The organism is Bacillus sp. JJ864, from assembly GCF_036963045.1.
Lineage (GTDB): Bacteria > Bacillota > Bacilli > Bacillales > Bacillaceae_G > Bacillus_A > Bacillus_A pseudomycoides_C.
Genome location: NZ_JBALLY010000071.1, coordinates 15,824 through 33,844, shown reverse-complemented (window position 1 = coordinate 33,844; position 18,021 = coordinate 15,824). Strand labels below are relative to the sequence as shown.

Genomic DNA, 18,021 nt, shown 5'->3' with positions numbered 1-18,021 from the left:
CAATGTTTTTAGCCTAGATGCAACACTTTATTTGTGCACATCATCATTTACTGTACTTTTGCTATTATACATGGCTCTTTAAAGAATTTCAAGTTTTCATCTGTTGTAATTCTTTTTACAGTTTTTGGTTGCAGGGTTTTGCAATTTATATATTATTATAGAAGAAACTCGTCAAAACTTTATAATAGATTTTTATCTATTATAAAGTGAAACTTCCATCAGTAGTGAGGTTTGTCATCCCCCACCTATCTCCTTCAATCTTAAGTTGGGGGCTTACTGCCCACCAATAGCAGGAAAAATAAAAAACCCAAGGGGAAATCCCTTGGGTTTCATATATATCAGTTGATATTACTCAACGATTGTAGCAACTACGCCATAACCTACAGTACGTCCACCTTCACGAATAGAGAACTTAGTTCCCTCTTCGATTGCGATTGGAGCAATAAGTTCGATAGTCATTTCGATGTTGTCGCCAGGCATTACCATTTCAGTACCTTCTGGTAATTGGATGATTCCAGTTACGTCAGTTGTACGGAAGTAGAATTGCGGACGGTAGTTAGCGAAGAATGGAGTGTGACGTCCACCTTCTTCTTTAGATAAAACGAAAACTTCAGCTTTGAATTTAGCGTGAGCTTTTACAGAGCCAGTTTTAGCAAGAACTTGTCCACGTTGGATTTCTTCACGAGCAACACCACGAAGTAGTGCACCGATGTTGTCTCCAGCTTGAGCTTGGTCAAGAAGCTTACGGAACATTTCTACACCAGTTACAGTTGTAGATTTGTTTTCTTCAGTAAAACCGATGATTTCTACTACGTCACCAACTTTAACAATACCGCGCTCTACGCGACCTGTAGCAACTGTACCACGACCTGTGATAGAGAATACGTCCTCAATAGGCATTAAGAACGCTTTTTCAGTGTCACGTTCTGGAGTTGGGATGTAAGCATCAACTTCGTTCATTAATTCAATGATTTTTGCTTCCCACTCAGCATCTCCTTGAAGAGCTTTAAGAGCAGAACCTTTAACTACAGGGATATCATCGCCTGGGAAGTCGTATTCAGATAATAGATCGCGAACTTCCATTTCTACTAATTCTAATAACTCTTCGTCATCAACCATGTCGCATTTGTTTAAGAATACAACGATGTAAGGAACACCTACTTGACGAGAAAGAAGGATGTGCTCACGAGTTTGAGGCATTGGGCCATCTGCAGCAGATACTACTAAGATACCGCCGTCCATTTGAGCAGCACCAGTGATCATGTTTTTAACATAGTCAGCGTGACCTGGGCAGTCAACGTGTGCATAGTGACGAGTTTCAGTTTCGTACTCAACGTGTGCAGTTGAGATTGTGATACCGCGCTCTCTTTCTTCTGGAGCAGCATCGATTTGGTCGTAACCTTTCGCTTCAGCACCACCAGCTTTTGCAAGAACTGTAGTGATAGCAGCAGTTAATGTAGTTTTACCATGGTCAACGTGGCCGATTGTACCAATGTTAACATGTGGTTTAGAACGTTCGAATTTAGCTTTTCCCATTCTAAATTCCTCCTTAGTTATATAGATTATTTTATATTTAGACTAGAAAGTAAGGGGCCTAAGCCCCGCTTTCTAAGCTTACATAAGTAGTTATACTTGAACAATCGATAAAAATCAATTATTCGCCTTTATTTTTTTTCACAATTTCTTCTGAGATTGAACGAGGAACCTCTTCATAATGGTCAAATACCATTGAGAATGTTCCACGGCCCTGCGTGTTAGAACGTAGAGACGTTGCATAACCGAACATCTCAGAAAGTGGTACCATTGCACGAACAACTTGTGCGTTACCACGAGCTTCCATACCCTCTACGCGTCCACGGCGAGAAGTTACGTCACCCATGATATCTCCCATGTACTCTTCTGGGATTACAACTTCAACTTTCATCATTGGCTCAAGGATTACTGGGTTACACTTAGAGACAGCAGCTTTAAGTGCCATAGATGCAGCAATTTTGAACGCCATTTCAGAAGAGTCAACGTCATGGTAAGATCCGTCAACTAATGCAGCTTTGATGTCAACTAGTGGATAACCAGCTAGTACACCGTTTTTAAGTGCATCTTCAAGACCTGCTCCAACAGCTGGGATGTATTCACGTGGAACTACACCACCGACGACCTTGTTTTGGAATTCGAATCCTTTACCTTCTTCATTAGGTTCAAACTCAATCCAAACGTGACCGAATTGTCCACGACCACCAGATTGACGAGCGAACTTACCTTCAACTTTCGCAGCAGCGCGGAAAGTCTCACGGTATGCTACCTGAGGAGCACCAACGTTTGCTTCAACTTTGAATTCACGGCGCATACGGTCAACGATGATATCAAGGTGAAGTTCACCCATACCAGCGATGATTGTTTGGCCAGTTTCTTGGTCAGTGTGAGCACGGAATGTTGGATCTTCTTCAGAAAGCTTAGATAATGCTGTACCCATTTTATCTTGGTCAGCTTTAGATTTAGGCTCGATAGCTACAGAGATAACTGGTTCTGGGAATTCCATAGACTCAAGGATAACAAGGTTCTTCTCGTCACAAAGAGTGTCACCAGTTGTAGTATCTTTTAAACCTACAGCAGCAGCGATGTCACCAGCATAAACTGTTGAAATCTCTTCACGGCTGTTTGCGTGCATTTGTAGGATACGACCTACACGCTCACGCTTACCTTTAGTTGAGTTTTTCACGTAAGATCCAGAGTTTAATGTACCAGAGTACACACGGAAGAACGTTAATTTACCAACATAAGGGTCAGTCATGATTTTGAATGCTAGAGCTGAGAATGGTTCTTCATCGCTAGATGTACGTTCTATTTCTTCATCTGAATCTGGAATAATACCTTTAATAGCAGGTACATCAAGAGGAGATGGTAGGTAGTCGATAACTGCATCTAACAGAATTTGAACACCTTTATTTTTGAATGCTGAACCACAGATTACTGGGAAGAATTCAACAGAAGTTGTAGCCTTACGGATACCAGCTTTAAGCTCTTCTACAGTGATTTCTTCACCTTCTAGGTATTTCATCATCATTTCTTCATCAAGCTCTGCTACCGCTTCAATAAGTTTTCCACGGTACTCATCAGCTAATTCTTTATGTTCTGCAGGAATTTCGATACGTTGAATATCTGTTCCTAAGTCGTTTGTATACATGTATGCACACTCTTCTACTAGGTCAATAATTCCCGTAAACTCATCTTCAGCACCAATCGGTAACTGAATTGGATGTGCGTTTGCTTGTAAACGGTCATGAATTGTTCCTACAGAGTATAAGAAGTCTGCACCGATCTTGTCCATTTTGTTAACGAACACGATACGAGGTACGCCGTAAGTAGTAGCCTGACGCCAAACAGTTTCTGTTTGTGGTTCTACACCAGATTGCGCGTCAAGTACCGCTACAGCACCATCAAGTACGCGTAAAGAACGTTCTACTTCTACAGTGAAGTCTACGTGTCCTGGAGTGTCAATGATATTTACACGATGACCTTTCCATTGAGCTGTAGTTGCTGCAGAAGTAATTGTGATACCACGCTCTTGTTCTTGCTCCATCCAGTCCATCTGAGATGCACCTTCGTGAGTTTCACCGATTTTGTGAATGCGGCCTGTGTAGTACAGGATGCGCTCAGTTGCTGTTGTTTTACCAGCATCGATGTGAGCCATGATACCAATATTACGAGTGTTTTCTAAGGAGAACTCTCTAGTCATTTGGTGTCTTTCTCCTTCCTGATATGGATTGGATTTTTTTATTTTAAGTAGCAAAAAAGCCACTTTATTTAGTTACATATGTCAGTATGTCCAGTACCCTCATTATGTAAAACGAGCGCCCATTGAAAGGGAGAGGCATTCTCCCTCTCCACACTTCCATAAGCGACAAATAAAGCGGTCTATGCTTGCAATTATTTTACGTTGAATCCTACCAACGGTAATGAGCAAATGCTTTGTTAGCTTCTGCCATTTTATGAGTGTCTTCACGTTTCTTAACAGATGCACCAGCGTTGTTAGCTGCATCTAAGATTTCGTAAGCTAAACGCTCTTCCATAGTTTTTTCACCACGAAGACGAGCGTAGTTTACTAACCAGCGAAGACCTAAAGTTGTACGGCGTTCTGGACGAACCTCAACTGGAACTTGGTAGTTAGCACCACCAACACGACGAGCGCGTACTTCAAGAACAGGCATAATGTTCTTAAGAGCTTGCTCGAATACTTCCATTGGTTCGTTACCAGTACGTTCACGAACGATATCGAACGCATTATAAAGAATTGTTTGAGATTTACCTTTTTTACCGTCAACCATCATTTTGTTGATTAGGCGTGTTACAAGTTTAGAATTGTACATTGGATCTGGTAACACGTCACGTTTCGCAACAGGTCCTTTACGAGGCATATTGAATTCCTCCTTTCAGTTCAGTTTTATTATTTCTTAGCAGGTTTTGGTCTCTTAGTACCATATTTAGAACGGCCTTGCATACGCTTATCAACACCAGCTGTGTCAAGCGCACCACGAACGATGTGGTAACGTACCCCTGGTAAGTCTTTTACACGACCACCGCGAATTAATACTACGCTGTGCTCTTGTAAGTTATGACCGATACCTGGGATGTATGCTGTTACCTCGATACCATTTGTTAAACGTACACGAGCGTATTTACGTAACGCTGAGTTCGGTTTCTTTGGAGTCATTGTACCAACACGAGTACATACACCACGTTTTTGAGGTGCAGAGATATCAGTTGATTTTTTCTTTAAAGAGTTGAAACCTTTGTTTAACGCAGGTGATTTAGATTTCCATACTTTATCAGTACGACCTTTTCTCACTAATTGGTTAATAGTAGGCATTAATTTATCCTCCCTTCGCACGTTTGTATGACCACATATCCAGGTGGTTCATTATTAGTTGAAAACAAAGTTTTTGCAAGGGAGAGCAAATGCTCTCTCCTCACAAAAACAGTTTTAACTTGTTATTTCTATCACTGAAGCTCCTAATTGCATCTCACTCATTTTCATGTTGAGATCCAGTTTTGAAAAAGTATGTTATGTTGCATTGCTAAAAGCTACGACAACGTTCTAACTATACCGTGTTGAATGACATTCAACGTTTATTAAGGAGCAACCTTGCTTATATTAACATTTTGCATCGCATAATGTCAACTAGGATTATCTTTTTTATGCAAAATTTACGACGGAAAATTTTAGTTTTCTACGTAAACCTCGTCATTTTCTACATTTATTTCTTCTTGTGCTGTTTTCACAAGATCGACTTTACGGTAATGATTCATACCTGTACCAGCCGGAACAAGTTTACCGATAATAACATTTTCTTTCAGACCAAGAAGTTCGTCACGCTTACCTTTAATTGCTGCATCAGTTAACACACGAGTTGTTTCCTGGAATGATGCTGCAGATAAGAACGAATCTGTTTCAAGTGAAGCCTTCGTAATACCAAGAAGGATTGGACGCGCTGTTGCTGGTTGTTTGCCTTTAAGCAACACTTTCGCATTTGCATCTGTAAATTGATGGATATCAAGTAACGTTCCTGGTAATACGTCTGTTTCACCAGCATCGATTACACGAACTTTACGAAGCATTTGGCGAACCATTACTTCAACGTGCTTATCACCAATTTCTACCCCTTGCATACGGTATACTTTTTGAACTTCACGAAGCAAGTATTCTTGAACTGCTGTAATATCTGTTACTTTCAGTAATTCTTTCGGATCGATAGAACCTTCAGTAAGTTCTTTACCATGTTCGATGCGGTGTCCTGGAGCTACTTTTAGACGAGCACCATAAGGAATTGCATACGTACGTGCTTCTACATCGCCTTGTACAACAACTTCTTGGCGATCTTTCACATCGTTAATCGCTGCAACGACACCGTCGATTTCACTGATAACCGCTTGACCTTTCGGATTACGCGCTTCGAAAATCTCTTGAATACGCGGTAAACCTTGTGTGATATCGTCTCCAGCAACCCCACCTGTATGGAATGTACGCATCGTTAACTGTGTACCTGGCTCACCGATAGATTGAGCTGCGATAATACCAACCGCTTCGCCTACCTCTACATCTGTACCAGTAGCTAAGTTACGACCATAACACTTCTTACATACACCGTGGCGTGTGTTACATGTAAACGCAGAGCGGATGTACAATTGTTCAACGCCTGATTTTTCAATGATATGAGCAATATCTTCTGTAATTAATTCATTTTCACGAACTAACACTTCGCCTGTTTCTGGATGTTTCAGAGTTTTTCTTGCGAAACGTCCTACAAGACGATCGTATAAGGATTCGATAATTTCGTTTCCTTCTTTAATTGCGCCAATTAATAAACCGCGATCTGTTCCACAGTCATCTTCACGAACGATAACATCTTGTGCAACGTCAACAAGACGACGTGTTAAGTAACCAGAATCGGCAGTCTTAAGTGCTGTATCGGCAAGACCTTTACGCGCACCATGTGTAGAGATGAAGTACTCAAGTACCGTTAAACCTTCACGGAAACTTGATTTGATTGGAAGTTCGATGATACGTCCAGATGGGTTAGCCATCAAACCACGCATACCAGCAAGCTGAGTAAAGTTCGATGCGTTACCACGGGCACCAGAATCACTCATCATGAAGATCGGGTTGCGTTTATCTAGCGTTTTCATCAGTTTTCCTTGGATAACATCCTTCGCATTACTCCAAATAGAGATAACACGATCGTAACGTTCTTCTTCCGTGATTAAACCGCGACGGAATTGTTTAATTACTGTATCTACTTTTGCTTGTGCTTCGTGTAGAATTTCTTCTTTTTCACCTAATACAAGGATATCTGCTACCCCAACTGTAATACCAGCTTTTGTAGAGTATTTAAATCCTAAGTTTTTCATACGGTCAAGCATGCGAGACGTTTCTGTAATTTTGAAACGTTTAAATACTTCCGCAATAATATTACCAAGGATTTTCTTGCTAAATGGTGCCACTTCTTCGCGACTAGCAATAATTTCTTTTACGTTAGAACCTTTTTCAACAAAATATTCCACTGGAGTTTCTTTCTCCAAGTTTGTTTTTGTTGGTTCGTTAATGTAAGGGAAAGATTTCGGTAAGATTTCATTGAATATTAACTTACCAACTGTTGTTAATAACAGTTTGCTGTTTTGCTCTTCTGTAAACGTTTCGTTGTTTACAGAGCTTGCTGCAACAGCAACACGAGTATGCAAATGTACATATCCGTTTTGGTATGCAAGTATTGCTTCGTTTGTATCTTTGAAAATCATACCTTCACCAATCGCACCTTCGCGCTCTAGTGTTAAGTAGTAGTTACCTAATACCATATCCTGAGACGGTGTAACAACTGGTTTTCCATCTTTCGGGTTTAAGATGTTTTGTGCAGCTAACATAAGAAGACGAGCTTCTGCTTGTGCTTCTGATGAAAGCGGAACGTGAACCGCCATTTGGTCACCATCAAAGTCCGCGTTGTATGCAGTACATACAAGTGGATGCAGACGGATTGCGCGTCCTTCTACTAATGTAGGTTCAAACGCCTGAATACCAAGACGGTGAAGCGTTGGAGCACGGTTTAGAAGTACAGGGTGTTCTTTAATCACAGATTCTAAAACGTCCCAAACTTCAGGTTGTACTCGTTCAATTTTACGTTTCGCACTCTTAATGTTGTGTGCTAAACCTTTTCCTACTAACTCTTTCATAACGAAAGGTTTGAACAGTTCAAGCGCCATTTCTTTTGGCAGACCGCATTGGTACATTTTTAAGTTCGGTCCTACAACGATAACGGAACGACCAGAGTAGTCAACACGTTTACCTAATAAGTTTTGACGGAAGCGTCCTTGCTTACCTTTTAACATATGTGAAAGAGATTTTAATGGACGGTTACCAGGTCCAGTAACCGGACGGCCACGACGACCATTATCGATTAAAGCATCAACCGCTTCTTGTAACATACGTTTTTCGTTTTGAACAATGATGCTTGGTGCACCTAAGTCTAATAAACGTTTTAAACGATTGTTACGGTTAATTACACGACGGTATAAGTCATTTAAGTCAGAAGTTGCAAAACGTCCACCATCTAGCTGTACCATTGGGCGAAGCTCTGGTGGGATAACTGGAAGAACATCTAGAATCATCCAAGATGGTTCATTTCCAGAGTTACGGAATGCTTCTAATACTTCTAGACGTTTAATAGCACGAGTACGGCGTTGTCCTTGTGCTGTTTTTAACTCTTCTTTTAAGAAGTCTACTTCTTTATCTAGATCGATATCTTGTAATAACTTCTTAATCGCCTCTGCGCCCATAGAAGCTTGGAAAGAGTTTCCGTATCTGTCACGATACGCACGGTATTCTTTCTCCGAAAGAAGTTGCTTCTTATCAAGCGGCGTATCCCCGCTTTCTGTTACTACATAAGAAGCGAAATAAATTACTTCTTCAAGCGCGCGAGGGGACATGTCTAAGACAAGTCCCATGCGGCTTGGGATACCTTTGAAATACCAAATATGAGATACAGGAGCAGCTAATTCAATATGACCCATACGTTCACGGCGAACTTTCGCACGCGTTACTTCAACGCCGCATCGATCACAAACTACACCTTTATAGCGGACACGTTTATATTTACCACAATGACATTCCCAGTCTTTTGTGGGACCGAAAATACGCTCACAGAACAAACCGTCTTTCTCTGGTTTCAATGTACGATAGTTAATCGTTTCGGGTTTTTTTACTTCCCCATATGACCAAGAACGAATTTTGTCTGGTGATGCAAGTCCGATCTTCATATATTCAAAGTTGTTTACATCTATCAAGGGGCCTACCTCCCTTTTAGTCTACAGGTTATCCCAATTATTCCTTCGTTGTCTCAACTTCGACATTTAATTTATCTGCAGATTGATCATCATCATCAGTATCACGCATTTCAATTTCAGTATCGTCGCTAGACATCATCTTAACATCCATACCTAAACTTTGTAATTCCTTAATCAATACTTTGAATGATTCAGGAACACCTGGTTCTGGAACGTTTTCGCCTTTTACAATCGATTCGTACGTTTTCACACGACCAATAACATCATCCGACTTAACTGTTAAGATTTCTTGAAGAGTATAAGCAGCACCGTAAGCTTCAAGTGCCCAAACCTCCATCTCACCAAAACGTTGTCCACCGAACTGCGCTTTACCTCCAAGAGGTTGCTGCGTTACAAGTGAGTATGGTCCAGTAGAACGAGCATGAAGTTTATCGTCAACCATATGTGCAAGTTTAATCATATACATGACACCAACAGATACGCGGTTGTCGAATGGTTCACCAGTACGTCCATCGTATAGAATCGTCTTCGCATCACGCGCCATACCAGCTTCTTCGATTGTTCCCCATACATCTTCCTCACGAGCACCATCAAATACTGGTGTTGCAACGTGAATACCAAGATATCTTGCTGCCATACCAAGATGAAGCTCTAGCACCTGACCGATATTCATACGAGATGGTACCCCTAATGGGTTTAACATGATATCGATTGGTGTGCCATCTGGTAAGTAAGGCATATCTTCTTCCGGTAAAATACGGGAGATAACACCTTTGTTACCATGACGACCGGCCATCTTGTCACCTTCAGAAATTTTACGTTTTTGAACGATATATGCACGTACAAGTTGATTCACACCTGGTGGCAATTCATCGCCATCTTCACGGTTAAATACTTTTACGTCTAAGATAATACCGCCACCACCGTGTGGTACACGTAATGATGTATCACGTACTTCACGAGCCTTCTCACCAAAGATTGCGTGTAATAGACGTTCTTCTGCTGTTAACTCTGTTACACCTTTTGGTGTTACTTTACCAACAAGTAGATCTCCATCTTTTACTTCCGCACCAATGCGAATAATACCACGCTCATCCAGATTACGAAGCGCATCTTCCCCTACGTTTGGAATGTCGCGTGTAATTTCTTCTGGTCCTAGCTTTGTATCACGAGCTTCAGATTCATATTCTTCAATATGAATAGAAGTGTACACATCATCTTTTACAAGGCGCTCACTCATAATGATCGCATCCTCGTAGTTATAACCATCCCATGTCATAAAGCCAACAAGCACGTTACGACCCAGTGCAAGTTCACCTTTTTCCATAGAAGGACCGTCTGCAAGAATCTCTCCTTTTACAACTTCATCGCCAACACTTACGATTGGACGTTGGTTGTAACAAGTTCCTTGGTTAGAACGGATGAATTTCAACATTTTGTAGCGATCTAAGTCACCTTTTACTTTTTGACCGTCTACTTCAATATAACGACGTACCCAAACTTCGCGAGCTTCTACACGTTCAACGATACCAGGATGTTTACAAATTACTGCAGCACCTGAATCTTTCGCCGATACATACTCCATACCAGTACCTACAATTGGAGATTCTGGGTTCAAAAGCGGAACCGCTTGACGTTGCATGTTCGCACCCATTAGTGCACGGTTTGAATCATCGTTTTCTAAGAACGGTATACAAGCTGTCGCAGCAGACACAACCTGTTTTGGAGAGATATCCATGTAGTCGATACGTTCACGTTTTACTACAACGTTCTCATCGCGGAAACGTGCTACAACGTCTTCATCAAGGAAATCCCCATCTTCAGATAAACGTGCGTTTGCTTGGGCAACAACATAGTTATCTTGTTCATCAGCTGTTAAGTAATCTACACGTGTTGTTACACGTCCAGTTTCTGGATCAACACGACGATATGGTGTTTCAATGAAACCAAATTCATTTACTTTCGCAAACGAAGATAGAGAGTTGATCAAACCGATGTTTGGTCCCTCCGGTGTTTCAATTGGACACATACGACCATAGTGAGAGTAGTGAACGTCACGCACTTCAAAGCCTGCGCGCTCACGCGTTAAACCACCAGGTCCTAATGCAGATAGTCTTCGTTTATGCGTTAACTCTGCTAATGGGTTTGTTTGATCCATAAACTGAGATAACTGAGAGCTACCGAAGAACTCTTTAATAGATGCAATAACCGGACGAATGTTAATTAACGCTTGTGGTGTAATTGCATTTGTATCTTGAATTGACATTCTCTCACGAACAACACGTTCCATACGAGAAAGACCGATACGGAATTGGTTTTGTAACAATTCCCCTACAGAACGTAGGCGGCGGTTTCCTAAATGGTCAATATCGTCTGTGTCTCCTACTTTATATAGAAGATTAAAGAAATAACTAATAGATGCAATAATATCGCCTGGTGTAATATGTTTTACCTCGCGATCGATATTCGCATTACCAATAATATTGATAGAGCGCTCTCCATCTGCATCTGGAGCATAAATCTTAATAGATTGTAATTCAACATTGCCATCTACCACTCCGCCCATTGGTTTCGCTGTTTTAAAACCAATGTTCTTTTCTAAATAAGGTAAAATACGATCTAATGTACGACGATCTAAGATTGTTCCCTCTGCTACTAAAATTTCACCTGTCTCAGGATCCACTAAAGTTTCAGCTAAACGTTGGTTAAACAATCTGTTTTTAATGTGTAATTTCTTATTAATTTTGTAGCGACCTACATTTGCTAGATCATAACGTTTTGGATCAAAGAAGCGAGAAACAAGCAAGCTCTTCGCATTTTCTACTGTTGGTGGTTCACCTGGACGTAGACGCTCATAAATTTCAAGCAGCGCTTTTTCTGTGCTATCCGTGTTATCTTTTTCTAGCGTATTGCTTAAGTATTCGTTATCACCTATTAATTCGGTGATTTCTTGATCAGAGCCAAACCCTAATGCGCGTAACAAAACAGTTACAGGCAGTTTACGCGTACGATCGATACGCACATAAACAACATCCTTAGCATCTGTTTCATACTCCAACCAAGCTCCGCGGTTTGGAATTACAGTAGCAGTAAATCCGCGCTTTCCATTTTTGTCCACTTTTCCGCTGTAGTATACACTTGGTGAACGAACTAACTGAGAAACAATAACGCGTTCTGCACCGTTAATTACAAATGTTCCTGTCTCTGTCATGAGCGGGAAATCCCCCATGAACACATCTTGCTCTTTTACTTCACCAGTTTCTTTATTGATTAGACGCACTTTTACACGAAGTGGTGCTGCATACGTCACATCACGCTCTTTACATTCTTCTACAGAGTATTTAGGTTCACCTAAGCTGTAGTCGATAAATTCAAGCGATAGATTTCCCGTAAAGTCTTCAATCGGAGAAATGTCTTGGAACATTTCTCGCAAACCCTCATCAAGAAACCACTGATAAGAAGAGGTTTGAATTTCGATAAGATTCGGTAATTCTAATACCTCACTAATACGGGCATAACTTCTTCGTTGGCGGTGTCGTCCGTATTGAACTAGTTGACCTGTCAACTGCTTCACCCCTCAAATCAAGAGTATTATAAACGCACAAAAATGTGCAAAATCACAACTAAATACGACTAACACAAATTGCGTAGCCTTTTTTCTCTAAAAAGATAGATACGTTGAGTGTTTCTAACTGCTCAAAAAAGAAAAATGGCTTCTATAAGAAAACCATCATTCTGTTTCATAATCTGCTGATTTTACTATCTTTTCCAAGAGAAGCAAAAATATACATTGTTCTCAACGCAGAAAATTATATATTGGCATTTTATAATGTTAACACAACCAAAAATAACCGTCAACGTTTTTTTGATTTTATGATATAATAGCCTTTTTTCTTTTCTACGACTTCCACAACATCGAACACTTCTTCTAATTTTTTTATCGCTGATGGTGCACCTTGCTTTTTCTGGATTACAATCCAAAGCTCTCCGCCCGGCACAAGATGATCCACTGCTTTTTCTAGAATCTCATGCACCACGTGCTTCCCAGCTCGGATTGGAGGATTAGATAGAATAGCAGCGTATTCCTCGCTCACATTTTCATATACACTACTTTGATAAATTTGGACATTTCCAATTCGGTTATTAGCAGCGTTTTCTTTCGCAAGCCCGAGCGCCCTTTCATTTACATCCACCATATGAACTACGCGCTCTTGAAACTCTTTCGCTAAAGATAAACCTATCGGACCATATCCACATCCAACATCTAATACATCACCTTGGGCATCCGGCATCTGAAAGGCTTCAACTAAAAGACACGAACCAAAATCCACTTCATTTTTTGAAAATACTCCGTGGTCAGATAAGAAAAGAAATTGAGATCCTCTCAACGTATATTCCCAACGTTTACGATCACTTTTACTAGAAGGATCATTAGAAAAATAATGGTCTGCCATATGGCCACCTCTTTTCTTTACAGTTAAAAAAAAAGCTCGCATGAGAGCGAGCTTTTTTAAAGCTTCAAAAGTTAATTACTTAACTTCTACAGCAGCGCCAACTTCTTCAAGTTTAGCTTTGATTTCTTCAGCTTCTTCTTTAGAAACGCCTTCTTTAACTGCTTTTGGAGTGTTGTCAACTAATTCTTTAGCTTCTTTTAAGCCAAGACCAGTGATTTCACGAACAACTTTGATAACTTTGATTTTTTGAGCGCCTGCACTAGCAAGTACTACATCAAATTCAGTTTTCTCAGCAGCAGCTTCACCAGCAGCGCCACCCATAACAGCTACAGGAGCAGCAGCAGTTACGCCGAATTCTTCCTCGATAGCTTTTACTAAGTCGTTAAGTTCTAATACAGTCATATTTTTAACTGCTTCAATGATTTGTTCTTTAGTCATTGTAAATATCCTCCTTATTAAATAAGTTCATATTGTTTGATCGATAACACGTAATTATCTTTTAAAAAATTAAGCGCCTTGCTCTTCTTTTTGATCTGCAACAGCTTTTGTAGCAAGTGCAAGATTACGAATTGGAGCTTGAAGAACGCTAAGAAGCATAGAAAGTAAGCCTTCACGTGATGGAAGAGTAGCGATAGCTTTAACCTCATCAACAGTTACAAGTTTACCTTCGATTACACCAGCTTTAATTTCTAAAGCTTCGTGATTTTTCGCGAAGTCGTTTAATACTTTCGCAGGAGCAACTACATCTTCGTTACTGAACGCGATAGCGTTTGGTCCTGTTAGGTATTCGTTTAACTCAGTTAGTTCAGCAACTTCTGCAGCACGACGAGTTAAAGAGTTTTTGTAAACTTTGAACTCAACGCCAGCTTCACGTAATGCTTTACGTAATTCTGTTACTTCAGACACTGTTAAACCACGGTAGTCAACAACGATTGTTGATTTACTTTCGCTAAGTTTACCAGCGATTTCAGTTACAACGTGTTGTTTTGCCTCGATTGCTTTAGTCATGTTATTACACCTCCTGTAGATTATATAGAAGATGTACCGAAAGTGCACTAAAAAGCCTCCGTGCCCAGTTATAGACATGGAGGCATATAGTCACAGAAAATTTCCGTTCCGTATATTTACACCTCGGTAGGATATTAAGCCAAATTGGCACCTACTGTCTACGGTACACTATTAAAATTCACAACATAGATGATTATATTAGAACTTCATCATGAAGTCAACTTCCAATTTTTACGCAATAGTAGAAACTTCAACGCGTACGCCAGGTCCCATTGTAGAAGCAACTGTTACGTTCTTCATGTAAGTACCTTTTGCAGCAGCTGGCTTAGCTTTTAGAAGAGCATCAGCAACTGTTTCTAAGTTTTCAACTAATTTCGCATCTTCGAAAGATACTTTACCGATTGGTACATGGATGTTACCAGCTTTATCAACGCGGTATTCTACTTTACCAGCTTTGATTTCGTTAACTGCTTTTGTTACATCGAAAGTAACTGTTCCAGTTTTAGGGTTTGGCATTAAACCTTTAGGTCCTAATACACGACCAAGTTTACCAACTTCACCCATCATGTCAGGAGTTGCTACTACTACGTCAAAGCCAAACCAACCTTGTTGGATTTTGTTGATGTAGTCTGTATCACCTGCGAAGTCAGCTCCAGCAGCTTCAGCTTCTTTTAGTTTTTCGCCTTTAGCGAATACTAATACACGTTGTACTTTACCAGTACCGTGTGGAAGAACAACTGCACCACGAATTTGTTGGTCAGCTTTCTTAGGGTCAACACCTAAACGGAATGCAGCTTCTACAGTTGCATCAAATTTAGCTGTGTTTGTTTTCTTTACTAATTCTACTGCCTCTGTTGCAGAGTAAGCAGCCGCACGATCAACAAGCTTTGCAGCTTCTACGTACTTTTTACCTCTTTTAGCCATTTTTATTTCCTCCTCAATGTGGTTTTAGCGGAATAACCTCCCACGTTTACGCCTTCTTTTCGATACAATCGAGGATGTGCGCCCATCCTTTTATTTAAAAACGACATTCATTTACGATAATAAAGGTTGCGAATTGGAATTCCAGACCCGCAACCTCTTTTACAAAAAAAAAACAAATCGAATTAGTCTTCGATAACAATGCCCATACTGCGTGCAGTACCTTCAACCATACGCATTGCAGCTTCTACGCTAGCAGCGTTTAAGTCAGGCATTTTAGTTTCAGCGATTTCGCGAACTTTATCACGCTTAACAGTTGCCACTTTATTACGGTTTGGTTCACCAGAACCAGACTCGATACCAGCTACTTTCTTAAGAAGAACAGCAGCAGGAGGAGTTTTAGTAATGAAAGTGAATGAACGGTCTTCAAATACTGTAATTTCAACAGGAATGATTAGACCAGCTTGATCTGCTGTACGAGCGTTGAACTCTTTACAGAAGCCCATAATGTTAACACCCGCTTGTCCTAATGCTGGACCAACTGGTGGAGCTGGGTTAGCTTTACCTGCAGGAATTTGAAGTTTTACCATTTTAATTACCTTTTTAGCCACGAGACACACCTCCTTAAGTCCGTGATGTGGTCAATGGGCAATTTAATTTTTGCCCTCCCACTTCATATTTTATCTTTAGTGATAAAATTTTTCTCAAAAAACGTCTCCGTTGCCGAAGACGTACTGACCTTAAAGATATTATCACTTTTTACAATTCATTTCAAGTTTCATTTTATAATTTTTCAATTTGGTGGAAATCTAGCTCAACTGAAGTTTCGCGACCAAACATATCAACAAGCACTGTAACCCTTTGTTTTTCTAGGTCAATTTCATTAATAGCGCCTGTATAATTCGCAAATGGACCTTCGTTCACACGTACAGTCTCATAAAGTTCAAAATCAAAGTCAACTACTTCGTTTTCCATTCCCATGTGTTTTAAGATTACAACTACTTCCTCTTCTAACAACGGAGATGGTTTTGAACCGGATCCAGAAGAACCAACAAACCCCGTTACACCCGGCGTATTACGAACAACATACCATGAATCATCTGTCATAATAATTTCTACCAATACGTAGCCAGGAAATACTTTCCTCTTCGTAATTTTTTCTTTTCCGTTTTTCATTTCTACTTCTGTTTCCTCTGGAACAATAACACGGAAAATCTTATCTTGCATACCCATCGATTCTACACGTTTCTCTAGGTTTGTTTTTACTTTATTTTCATATCCAGAATAAGTATGGACAACATACCAGTGTTTTTCCATTTTTTAGGACGACCGTCCTTCCCTCCCTGACGTACATTTTTTCGTGCAAATGAAAAAACCCGTTCACCGGGCTTTTACACAGTTCGTATAAATAACAATAACATTATATCATGTATAAGCGCTTCTTATTCAAGAATTAAACGAATTAAAGAAGAAATCCCCATATCTACCACTGCAAAGAAAACTGCACAGAAAACAACTGTGGCAATTACAGTAAGTGTCGAACGGAATAATTCATCTTTTTTCGGCCAACTTACTTTTTTCATTTCGCGCCCTACATCGCCAAAAAAGTTCGTCAAACGCATTTCCGGGACCTCCAATGCATACTTACAATTATTTATTTTGTTTCCTTATGAATCATATGCGCATTGCATGTTTTGCAAAATTTCTTTATCTCAAGACGCTCTACTGAGCTTGTATCCTTCATTGTAGAATAGTTTCGATTATTGCACTTTTCACATGCGAGTACAACTTTTTTTCTCATCTGTTACACCAGCCTCGTAACATTATTTCCTTAAAAATGTATCATACAATAAAAGACAATGTCAATGACACTTCCCATCTACTCTAAAAAGAAAAGGGGAGGAAAAAACCTCTCTTTTATATTAATCTATTATTTTAATATACCTTTAAAAAACATCTATATAAACCCATTTTTTATTTCCCAACATATAAGCCGCTGCTTTATAAAATAAAAAATGACCTACTCTCGCCCTTTATTTTGATCCGTACATGTACGGCAAAAGGATCTGACCGCTTCTATGTATATGGTTTTTCAATTGGCATTTATATATTTCGCTTAATAGAGGATGCATTAACAGTTGCCGCTTCTCTCATTTCCATATATCGTTCTAGTTTTCTTTTCACTCGTTGCAGAGCATTATCAATGGATTTCACGTGACGATTCAATTGCTCTGAAATTTCTTGATACGACCTTCCATCTAAGTACAAAGACAGTACTTTTCTTTCTAAATCGCTTAATAATTCAGATATTTTCAATTCTATATCAACATACTCTTCTTGGCTAATAATCATCTCTTCAGGATCCGTCATCTTCGCCTCAGATATAACATCTAACAGAGTACGATCGGATTCTTCATCATAAATTGGTTTGTCTAAAGATACGTACGAATTTAAAGGAATATGTTTCTGTCTTGTCGCAGTTTTAATAGCAGTGATAATTTGGCGTGTAATACATAATTCCGCAAAAGCTTTAAAGGAAGATAGCTTGTCCTCTTTATAATCACGAATCGCCTTAAATAATCCAATCATACCTTCTTGAATAATATCTTCACGATCAGCACCAACTAAAAAATAAGATCTTGATTTTGCACGAACAAAGTTTTTGTACTTATGAATCAAATACTCTAGCGCATCTACACTACCTTTCCTTACTAATTCAACTATCTCTTCATCCTCTAAATCACTAAATATAACATTGTTGCCGCTTACGAAGTCTGCTTCCAATCTGATCCCTCCGACCGCTAGTTAT

General features: G+C 39.8%; 15 protein-coding genes and 1 other annotated feature. All 15 genes read right to left on the bottom strand.

From position 1 onward, the window contains the following. Window positions 1–348: 348 nt before the first annotated feature. The gene (tuf, locus tag V7024_RS12115; protein WP_335520149.1) at window positions 349–1,536 is read right to left on the bottom strand and encodes an elongation factor Tu; all 1,188 of its coding nucleotides are present in this window, start codon (window positions 1,534–1,536) and stop codon (window positions 349–351) included. Window positions 1,537–1,654: 118 nt separating this feature from the next. Next, window positions 1,655–3,733, bottom strand: coding sequence for an elongation factor G (gene fusA / locus V7024_RS12110; RefSeq protein WP_335520146.1), 2,079 nt, complete (start codon window positions 3,731–3,733; stop codon window positions 1,655–1,657). A 208-nt stretch (window positions 3,734–3,941) separates the two neighbouring features. Next, window positions 3,942–4,412, bottom strand: a complete 471-nt coding sequence (gene rpsG, locus V7024_RS12105) for a 30S ribosomal protein S7 (RefSeq protein WP_020062289.1) — start codon at window positions 4,410–4,412, stop codon at window positions 3,942–3,944. A gap of 29 nt (window positions 4,413–4,441) precedes the next feature. Then, a complete protein-coding gene (gene rpsL / locus V7024_RS12100) occupies window positions 4,442–4,864 on the bottom strand; it encodes a 30S ribosomal protein S12 (protein WP_020062288.1) in 423 nt (140 codons plus the stop codon). Between the two features lie 353 nt (window positions 4,865–5,217). Further along, complete coding sequence (rpoC, locus tag V7024_RS12095; protein ID WP_335520141.1) at window positions 5,218–8,829, bottom strand: DNA-directed RNA polymerase subunit beta'; 3,612 nt, start codon at window positions 8,827–8,829, stop codon at window positions 5,218–5,220. 37 nt (window positions 8,830–8,866) lie between these two features. After that, window positions 8,867–12,394, bottom strand: a complete 3,528-nt coding sequence (rpoB, locus tag V7024_RS12090) for a DNA-directed RNA polymerase subunit beta (protein ID WP_335520137.1) — start codon at window positions 12,392–12,394, stop codon at window positions 8,867–8,869. Between the two features lie 289 nt (window positions 12,395–12,683). Beyond that, a complete protein-coding gene (locus V7024_RS12085) occupies window positions 12,684–13,283 on the bottom strand; it encodes a class I SAM-dependent methyltransferase (protein ID WP_335520134.1) in 600 nt (199 codons plus the stop codon). Between the two features lie 75 nt (window positions 13,284–13,358). Then, entirely contained in the window at window positions 13,359–13,721 is a 363-nt protein-coding gene (rplL, locus tag V7024_RS12080) for a 50S ribosomal protein L7/L12 (protein ID WP_335520131.1), read from the bottom strand. Window positions 13,722–13,790: 69 nt separating this feature from the next. Then, complete coding sequence (gene rplJ, locus V7024_RS12075; protein WP_335520129.1) at window positions 13,791–14,291, bottom strand: 50S ribosomal protein L10; 501 nt, start codon at window positions 14,289–14,291, stop codon at window positions 13,791–13,793. Window positions 14,292–14,331: 40 nt separating this feature from the next. Beyond that, window positions 14,332–14,473: a sequence feature (ribosomal protein L10 leader region), on the bottom strand. Window positions 14,474–14,522: 49 nt separating this feature from the next. Continuing rightward, window positions 14,523–15,215, bottom strand: coding sequence for a 50S ribosomal protein L1 (rplA, locus tag V7024_RS12070; protein ID WP_335520126.1), 693 nt, complete (start codon window positions 15,213–15,215; stop codon window positions 14,523–14,525). Window positions 15,216–15,397: 182 nt separating this feature from the next. Continuing rightward, window positions 15,398–15,823: a 50S ribosomal protein L11 gene (rplK, locus tag V7024_RS12065; RefSeq protein ID WP_001085872.1), complete on the bottom strand. Its 426-nt coding sequence runs from the start codon at window positions 15,821–15,823 to the stop codon at window positions 15,398–15,400. A gap of 172 nt (window positions 15,824–15,995) precedes the next feature. Beyond that, on the bottom strand, window positions 15,996–16,529 hold the full coding sequence (gene nusG, locus V7024_RS12060; protein ID WP_335520123.1) for a transcription termination/antitermination protein NusG: 534 nt from the start codon (window positions 16,527–16,529) through the stop codon (window positions 15,996–15,998). A gap of 125 nt (window positions 16,530–16,654) precedes the next feature. Continuing rightward, entirely contained in the window at window positions 16,655–16,834 is a 180-nt protein-coding gene (gene secE / locus V7024_RS12055; protein WP_098917201.1) for a preprotein translocase subunit SecE, read from the bottom strand. Between the two features lie 32 nt (window positions 16,835–16,866). Continuing rightward, window positions 16,867–17,013 (bottom strand): 50S ribosomal protein L33, encoded by a 147-nt coding sequence (gene rpmG, locus V7024_RS12050; protein WP_081625682.1) that lies wholly within the window; start codon window positions 17,011–17,013, stop codon window positions 16,867–16,869. Between the two features lie 302 nt (window positions 17,014–17,315). Beyond that, entirely contained in the window at window positions 17,316–17,996 is a 681-nt protein-coding gene (locus tag V7024_RS12045) for an RNA polymerase factor sigma-70 (RefSeq protein WP_335520117.1), read from the bottom strand. Between the last annotated feature and the right edge of the window lie 25 nt (window positions 17,997–18,021).

Coding starts and splice junctions, on each gene's coding strand:
- rpmG (WP_081625682.1), bottom strand. CDS start 17,013: ATGAGAAAAAAAGTTGTACTCGCATGTGAAAAGTGCAATAATCGAAAC.
- tuf (WP_335520149.1), bottom strand. CDS start 1,536: ATGGGAAAAGCTAAATTCGAACGTTCTAAACCACATGTTAACATTGGT.
- rpsG (WP_020062289.1), bottom strand. CDS start 4,412: ATGCCTCGTAAAGGACCTGTTGCGAAACGTGACGTGTTACCAGATCCA.
- V7024_RS12085 (WP_335520134.1), bottom strand. CDS start 13,283: ATGGCAGACCATTATTTTTCTAATGATCCTTCTAGTAAAAGTGATCGT.
- rplA (WP_335520126.1), bottom strand. CDS start 15,215: ATGGCTAAAAGAGGTAAAAAGTACGTAGAAGCTGCAAAGCTTGTTGAT.
- rpsL (WP_020062288.1), bottom strand. CDS start 4,864: ATGCCTACTATTAACCAATTAGTGAGAAAAGGTCGTACTGATAAAGTA.
- rplJ (WP_335520129.1), bottom strand. CDS start 14,291: ATGACTAAAGCAATCGAGGCAAAACAACACGTTGTAACTGAAATCGCT.
- secE (WP_098917201.1), bottom strand. CDS start 16,834: ATGCGTTTGACGAACTTTTTTGGCGATGTAGGGCGCGAAATGAAAAAA.
- fusA (WP_335520146.1), bottom strand. CDS start 3,733: ATGACTAGAGAGTTCTCCTTAGAAAACACTCGTAATATTGGTATCATG.
- nusG (WP_335520123.1), bottom strand. CDS start 16,529: ATGGAAAAACACTGGTATGTTGTCCATACTTATTCTGGATATGAAAAT.
- rplL (WP_335520131.1), bottom strand. CDS start 13,721: ATGACTAAAGAACAAATCATTGAAGCAGTTAAAAATATGACTGTATTA.